This is a genomic window from Corynebacterium lipophiloflavum DSM 44291, from assembly GCF_000159635.1.
GTDB lineage: Bacteria > Actinomycetota > Actinomycetes > Mycobacteriales > Mycobacteriaceae > Corynebacterium > Corynebacterium lipophiloflavum.
Genome location: NZ_GG667191.1, coordinates 322,698 through 329,380, shown reverse-complemented (window position 1 = coordinate 329,380; position 6,683 = coordinate 322,698). Strand labels below are relative to the sequence as shown.

The 6,683-nt window shown below is 65.4% G+C and carries 6 protein-coding genes; 4 read left to right on the top strand and 2 right to left on the bottom strand.

Going from position 1 to position 6,683, the window contains the following annotated elements; translation table 11 throughout:
- The first annotated feature begins 215 nt into the window (after positions 1-215).
- Together HMPREF0298_RS01630 and HMPREF0298_RS01625 are read left to right on the top strand one after the other, a co-directional pair.
- Entirely contained in the window at positions 216-1,919 is a 1,704-nt protein-coding gene (locus tag HMPREF0298_RS01630; protein WP_006839344.1) for a long-chain-fatty-acid--CoA ligase, read from the top strand.
- Positions 1,920-1,957: 38 nt separating this feature from the next.
- Positions 1,958-3,661, top strand: a complete 1,704-nt coding sequence (locus HMPREF0298_RS01625) for a long-chain-fatty-acid--CoA ligase (protein ID WP_006839343.1) — start codon at positions 1,958-1,960, stop codon at positions 3,659-3,661.
- A gap of 20 nt (positions 3,662-3,681) precedes the next feature.
- Here HMPREF0298_RS01625 and HMPREF0298_RS01620 read toward each other — a convergent pair whose 3' ends face one another.
- On the bottom strand, positions 3,682-4,305 hold the full coding sequence (locus tag HMPREF0298_RS01620) for a DJ-1/PfpI family protein (protein WP_006839342.1): 624 nt from the start codon (positions 4,303-4,305) through the stop codon (positions 3,682-3,684).
- An 8-nt stretch (positions 4,306-4,313) separates the two neighbouring features.
- A complete protein-coding gene (locus HMPREF0298_RS01615; RefSeq protein ID WP_050758245.1) occupies positions 4,314-5,357 on the bottom strand; it encodes a UDP-N-acetylmuramate dehydrogenase in 1,044 nt (347 codons plus the stop codon).
- Between HMPREF0298_RS01615 and HMPREF0298_RS01610 the strand changes: the two genes are divergently transcribed.
- Positions 5,346-5,837, top strand: a complete 492-nt coding sequence (locus HMPREF0298_RS01610; RefSeq protein ID WP_006839340.1) for a DUF2505 domain-containing protein — start codon at positions 5,346-5,348, stop codon at positions 5,835-5,837. The genes HMPREF0298_RS01615 and HMPREF0298_RS01610 overlap by 12 nt on opposite strands.
- Before the next feature lie 30 nt (positions 5,838-5,867).
- Positions 5,868-6,680 (top strand): hypothetical protein, encoded by an 813-nt coding sequence (locus HMPREF0298_RS01605; protein ID WP_006839339.1) that lies wholly within the window; start codon positions 5,868-5,870, stop codon positions 6,678-6,680.
- Positions 6,681-6,683 lie beyond the last annotated feature (3 nt).

Here is a 6,683-nt window from a genome sequence, read left to right as displayed (position 1 = left end):
CACTATCTCACCGAGCCCATCAACACAGGGCCGTAAAAGAAGCGGAACTAAACCCAGGACGCTTCAGTGCACAGCACCGGCTCTTTTGTACGTGGCCGACAAAGATATGTCGCGGATTTCCTACACACGCCCCACACTGAGCTTGTAAGATGTACCAGAGACCTTAGGTAGAATGAACTAATCAACGGCAACGACATACAAGGAGCGCGCTCGCTATGGGAGCTTTTGAAAACAAGGCCTGGCTGCAGCACTACGCGGAGTGGACCGACCGCCAGCTGTCTTACGGAGATGACACTCTCGTCTCCCGTTTCAACGACGCGGTAGCAAAGCACCGCAACAAGAAGTTCACGTGGTTTATGGGCAAGGAGCTCACCTACGGCGAGGTCGAAGACCAGGTCCGCCGCGTCGCCACCGGACTCAGCGGCCTCGGCGTCAAACAGGGCGACCGCGTGGCCATCGCTCTGCCGAACTGCCCGCAGCACGTCGTTTCCATTCTCGCGGTCCACAGCCTCGGGGCAACGGTTGTCCAGCACAATCCGCTCTACACCGCCTACGAGCTCAAGGATCAGTTCGACGACCACGGTGCGAAGGTCGTCATCGCGTGGGACAAGGCCGCGCCGGTGTACAAGGAGCTGGCGCGCACGACCCAGCTTGAAAAGGTCATCACCGTCAACATGATCGACGCCATGCCGTGGCACCTGCGCACGGTGCTCAGCCTTCCTTTGGGCTCGATCAAGAAGAAGCGCGAGGAGCTGACCGGCCCGGCCGAGGGCACCATCCCGTTCGCGCAGCTTCTGAGCAACGAGCCGAAGCGCGCGGACGTGTGCGTCACCCAGGATGACATCGCGTTCATCCTCTACACCTCCGGCACCACGGGGGCGCCAAAGGGCGCGCCGCTAACGCACGGCAACATCAACGCCAACGTCGTCGCGGGCCTGGAGTGGTTCGGCAACTTCGGCGAGCAGGACGAGCGCATCTTCGCCGTGCTCCCGCTGTTCCACGTCTACGGCCTGACGCTCAACTTCGCCATCGGTTTTGCGGTGGGCGCACAGTCCATTCTCGTGCCCGCGCCGAAGCCGGAGCTGATGTTCTCCGCGATCGAGAAGACGAAGCCGACCATGCTGCCGGGCGTGCCGACGCTCTACGAACGCATCTCCGACTGGGCCATCGACAACAACAAGGACATCACGTCCATCCGCTACTCCTTCTCGGGCGCGGCGACGCTGCCCACCGCCACGCTGGAGAAGTGGGAGAAGGTCACCGGCGGCCGTTTGGTGGAGGGCTACGGCCTGACGGAGACCGCGCCGATCCTCACAGCCAACCCGCTCGACGGCAACCGTCGGCCCGGCTACATCGGCGTGCCCTTCCCCGACACCGAAATCCGCATCGCCAACCCGGATAACCCCGACGAGACCATGCCGGACGGCGAGCCGGGCGAGCTTTTGGCCCGCGGCCCGCAGGTCTTCTCCGGCTACCTGAACAAGCCGGAAGCCAACGAAAAGGCCTTCCACAACGGCTTCTTCCGTACCGGGGACATGGGCGTGATGGAGGAAGACGGGTTTATCCGCCTGGTTGCCCGCATCAAGGAGATGATCATCACCGGCGGCTTCAACGTCTACCCCGACGAGGTGGAGCAGGTGCTCAAGCACCACCCGGACATCGACGACATCGCGATCGTCGGCCGCCCGCGCCCCGACGGCTCCGAGGATGTCGTCGCCTGCGTCACCCTGCACGAGGGTGCGCCACTGGACCCGGATAGTCTCCAGTCGTACGCGCGCGAGCGCCTCACCCCGTACAAGGTGCCGCGCACCTTCTACCACTTCGAGGACCTAAACCGCGATCAGACGGGCAAGATCCGCCGCAAGCAGGTGCAGAAGACCCTGCTGCAAATGCTGGAGGAGGGCACCGCGAAGCACTAAGCTACGGGGCGGTGACCGTCGTCCCTATACTTGGGGGCATGGCTTCTCACGCAGACAAACCCTGGCTCGATTCCTACACGGAGTGGACCGCCCCCAACCTGGATTACGGCACAGCCACGGTCACTCAGTTCTACACCGACAACATCGCGGCGAACGGGTCGAAGACCGCGACCCGTTTCTTCGGTCGCGCGATGACGTACGCGGAGCTTGATAGTGAGGTCCGCCGCTCCGCCGCCGGGCTTGCATCTTTCGGGGTGAAGGCGGGCGACCGCGTGGCAATTATGCTGCCGAACTGTCCGCAGCACGTGGTGGCCTTCTACGCCGCGCAGCTGCTCGGCGCGGTCGTTGTCGAGCACAACCCGCTCTACACCGCCGACGAGCTGCGCCCGCAGTTCGCCGACCACGGCGCCCGGGTAGCCATCGTGTGGGACAAGGTCGCCGGCACCGTCAACGAGCTGCGTGACGACACAGACGTGACCACCGTGATCAGCGTCGACATGACGCGCGCGATGCCCCTGCCGCTGCGCCTTGCCCTGCGCCTGCCGCTCAAGCGTCTCCGCGAGACGCGCGCCGAGCTGACCGCGCCCGCGACCTCCACCGTGCCGTGGGAGACGCTGGTTGGCTCCGCGCTGGCAAACAACGCCGAGCAACTCACCCCCGCCGAGGTGTCCCCCGACACCCCGGCGCTGATTCTCTACACCTCGGGAACGACGGGGCGCCCCAAGGGGGCAGTGCTCACCCACGCCAACCTGTGCGCCAACGTGATCCAGGGCATCGCGTGGGTCAAGGACTTCCAGGACCGCGACCAACGGATGGTGGCCACTTTGCCGTTCTTCCACTCGTTCGGCCTGACGTTCTCCCTGACCCTGCCGATGAAAATCGGCGGCGAGGTGATACTGCTGCCGGCGCCGAAGATCGACCTCATCATGTCGGCGATCAAGAAGCACAAGCCCACCTTCATTCCGGGCGTGCCAACCTTGTTCGAGCGCATCGTTGCGCAGGCGAAGGAGGAGGGCGTGGACATGTCCTGCCTCAACATCGGCTTCTCCGGTGCCGCCTCCCTGCCGGTCGCGGTCATCGACGAGTGGGAGGCGCTCACGGGCGGCCGTCTCGTGGAGGGTTACGGCCTGACCGAAACCTCGCCGATCCTCATCGGCAACCCCGAAAGCGCCGAGCGCCGACCCGGCTACATCGGCGTGCCGTTCCCGGACACCGACATCCGCATCGCCAACCCGGACAACCTCGACGAGGACATGCCCTACGGCGAGGCCGGCGAGATCCTCGCCCGCGGCCCGCAGGTGTTCGGCGGCTACATCGACAACCCCGAGGCCAACGAGCAGGCCTTCCACAACGGATTCTTCCGCACCGGCGACATGGGGGTGATGGAATCGGACGGCTTTATCAAGCTCGTCTCGCGTATCAAGGAGCTCATCATCACCGGCGGGTTCAACGTCTACCCCGCCGAGGTCGAGGAGGTCATCCGCGCGCACGAAGACGTCGAGGATGTCGCCGTCGTCGGCCGGCCCCGCCCGGACGGCTCCGAGGATGTCGTTGCCTGCGTCACCCTCACCGACGGTGCCAAGTTGGACTCCGAGGGCTTGCGCGCTTACGCGAAGAAGCACCTCACCGCCTACAAGGTGCCGCGCACGTTCTACCACTTCGAGGAGCTCGCCCGCGACCCGATGGGCAAGATCCGCCGCCGCGAGGTCCAGGCGGACTTGCTAGCCCAGCTCGGGGGCTAAGTCGCTATTCGACGCCCCGCCTAACGCTCCTTCGCCCCAGCGAAGAACGGGTCGTTCGTGCTGTCGCGATGCGGCTGGTACTCAATGCGCGTGACCACCTCGGTTTCAACTTCCTGCCCGAAGATGCGCCGGATCAAGGCGGCGCTCATGTCCATGCCCGCAGTGACACCCGATGATGTCCAGCGGGAGCCATCTTCTACCCACCTGGCCTCGCGCTCCCAGACAACCTGATCCCCGAACGAAGCTGCCCATTCAAAGGCGAGCTTGTTGCTCGTCGCCCGATAGCCTTCAAGCAGCCCAGCGGCGGCTAGGAGCGCCGACCCGGTACACACCGATGACACGACCTGACAACGTTGTCCGACCTCGTATAGCCAGGACAGAAAAGCCTTGTCGAGCACCAACTTCCTTGTCCCGATGCCTCCCGGCACCATAAGAATGTCGGGATCTTCGACGTCTACGTGACCGAGCTCCGCAATCACGTCGATGCCTTGAGCGCTGCGTACGGCACCGGGCTTGTCTGCCACGAGCTCGATTCGCATTGCGGGGACATGAGCGAAAAGTTCGAGGGGGCCGAAAACGTCGAGCAGCTCGAATCCCTCAAAGAGGACAACCGTGAGGCGTCGCTGCGTCGCCGAGCTTTTCATGGGAGATCTCACATCTCCACCCCCACCCACACGGGCTCCGGCTCGAGGACAACGCCAAATCGCTTGTCGACGCCCGCCCTGACGTCCCGGGCCAGCGCCACGATGTCTTCCGCAGTGGCATCACCGCGGTTGGTCAGTGCCAGGGTGTGTTTCGAGCTCAGCCGCGCCGGCGCGCCGTTGCCCGGGTAGCCGCGCGGGAACCCGGCGCGCTCGATCAGCCATGCCGCGGAGAGTTTGACTCGGCCGTCGGGCTGGGTGAAGCGGGGCATGGTGTCCCCGCCGGTGTCGTTGGCGATGGCGTCGGCAAGCGGCGCGGGCACAATCGGGTTGGTGAAAAATGACCCCGCGGACCAGGTGTCGTGGTCTTCGGCGTCGAGCACCATGCCTTTGGCCCGTCGGGTGGCGATGATGTTTTCTCGCGCCTGCGCCAAGGGCAAACGCTGCCCGCCGAGGTGTCTAAGCGGCGCGGACAGCTCCGCTTCTTTGAGGCGGAGCTCGATTTCGAGGACGACCGCCCGGGCCGTGAACTTGAGGTTGGAGTAGCGATACGCCAGATCCAGCGACTCGGCCGGCACCCACTCATCCGCGCCCGTCTCGCGGTTGTACAGGCGCACGCGCGTTAACACGTCGGAGATTTCCGCACCGTAGGCGCCCACGTTTTGCACGGGGGTGGCGCCGGCGGAGCCGGGGATGCCGCTGAGCGCCTCAATGCCACCCAGGCCGTGCTCCACGGCAAAAGCCACCACGTCATCCCAGACAGTGCCGGCGCCCACGCGAAGCGTGGAGGCGTCGACAAGCGAGAGCGATTCGTTCGCCGCGATGACAGCCGTCAAGTCGAGCGGGCCGTCCGCAACGACAAGATTTGAGCCCCCGCCGACGACGAGCAGCGTGTCGCCCGCCGAGTCGAGGCGCGCGACCGTCTCGGCGAGCTCGTCTGCGCTCGTGCAACGGACGAGATCGCGGGGGCTGCCGCCGATGCGCAAGGTAGTAAGCGAGGCAAAAGATGAATCAGACACCCCTTTAACGGTAGTCTGTGACCCATGACCGCACACAGCGAAGTAACCGTTACCATTAACCACCCCGCCGCCAAGGTGCACCAGGCGCTGAGCACCAAGGAATACTGGGAGTTCATCGCGGCCAACCTCTCCCCGGAGCCGGGCAGCCTCAACGAGTTCAACGGCGTTTCCGTTGTCCTCTTCGAGGTCCTGCCGCAGACGATCCTGCCCGAGGCCGCCCAGGCGATGATTTCCCAAGACCTCAAGCTCAAGCGCACCGTGAACATCGGCGCCCTCGAGGGCGAAACCGCGAAGCTCGACTACGCCGGTGACGTCAAGGGCACCCCGGTCGATTTCTCCGGCGACATCGTGCTCACCGGCGCCGGCGAGCAGACCACCCTCGTCTACGCCAACGAGGCCAAGGTCTCGATCCCGTTCATGGGCGCCGCCCTCGAGCCGAAGGTCGGCGAGGCGCTCGAGGAGATCTTCTCCAACGAGGCCAAGCTCACCGAGCAGTGGATCAGCGAGAACCTCTAAGCTCTCCCCCCCCCCGCCTTTTAACCGTTTATGGCCGGTCACGCCCACAACCTGCGCGCGCAGTCTGGGCGCGACCGGCCATTTGGCGTGATCACGCGCGGCACCACGGGAGTCAACCGGCTGCGCCGCTCGGATCGCTGGACCCGCTTCAATCCACAGGTGGGAGAGCTGTTGAGGTCCGTGCCCGCCCCGCTCGCGCTGGATGTGGGCTACGGCGCCTCGCACACCACAACCGTGGAATGGGCCGGATGGCTGCGCCAGATCAACCCGCACGTTGAGGTCGTGGGCTTGGAGATCCACCCCGATAGGGTCCTCACGCCGCGCGACGGTGTGCGCTTTGAGCTCGGCGGGTTCGAGCTCGCCGGCTACACCCCGCACCTGGTGCGCGCATTCAACGTGCTGCGCCAGTACGATGTCGCGGACGTGCCTGGCGTGTGGGAGGCGGTGACCTCCCGCCTCGCCCCGGGCGGGCTGTTCATCGAGGGCACCTGTGACGAGCTGGGCCGGCGCGCAGCGTGGGTGCTTCTCGACGCCACCGGCCCCCGCTCCCTGACCCTGGCCTGGGACCCGCATGACGTGACCCGCCCCTCCGATGTCGCGGAGAGATTTCCCAAGATCCTCATCCACCGCAACGTCCCCGGCGAGAAGATCCACGAGCTGCTTTCGGCCGCCGACGCGGCGTGGGACCATGCCGCCGGCTGGGCCCCGCACGGTCCCCGGGTCCGGTGGGACCGCGCCCGCGACGAACTCATCGGTCACGGGTGGCCGCTGCACCCCATTCGGCGCAGGCTCCGGGACAATGTGCTAACGATCGATTGGGAGCACGTCGCAGTGGACGTATGATGG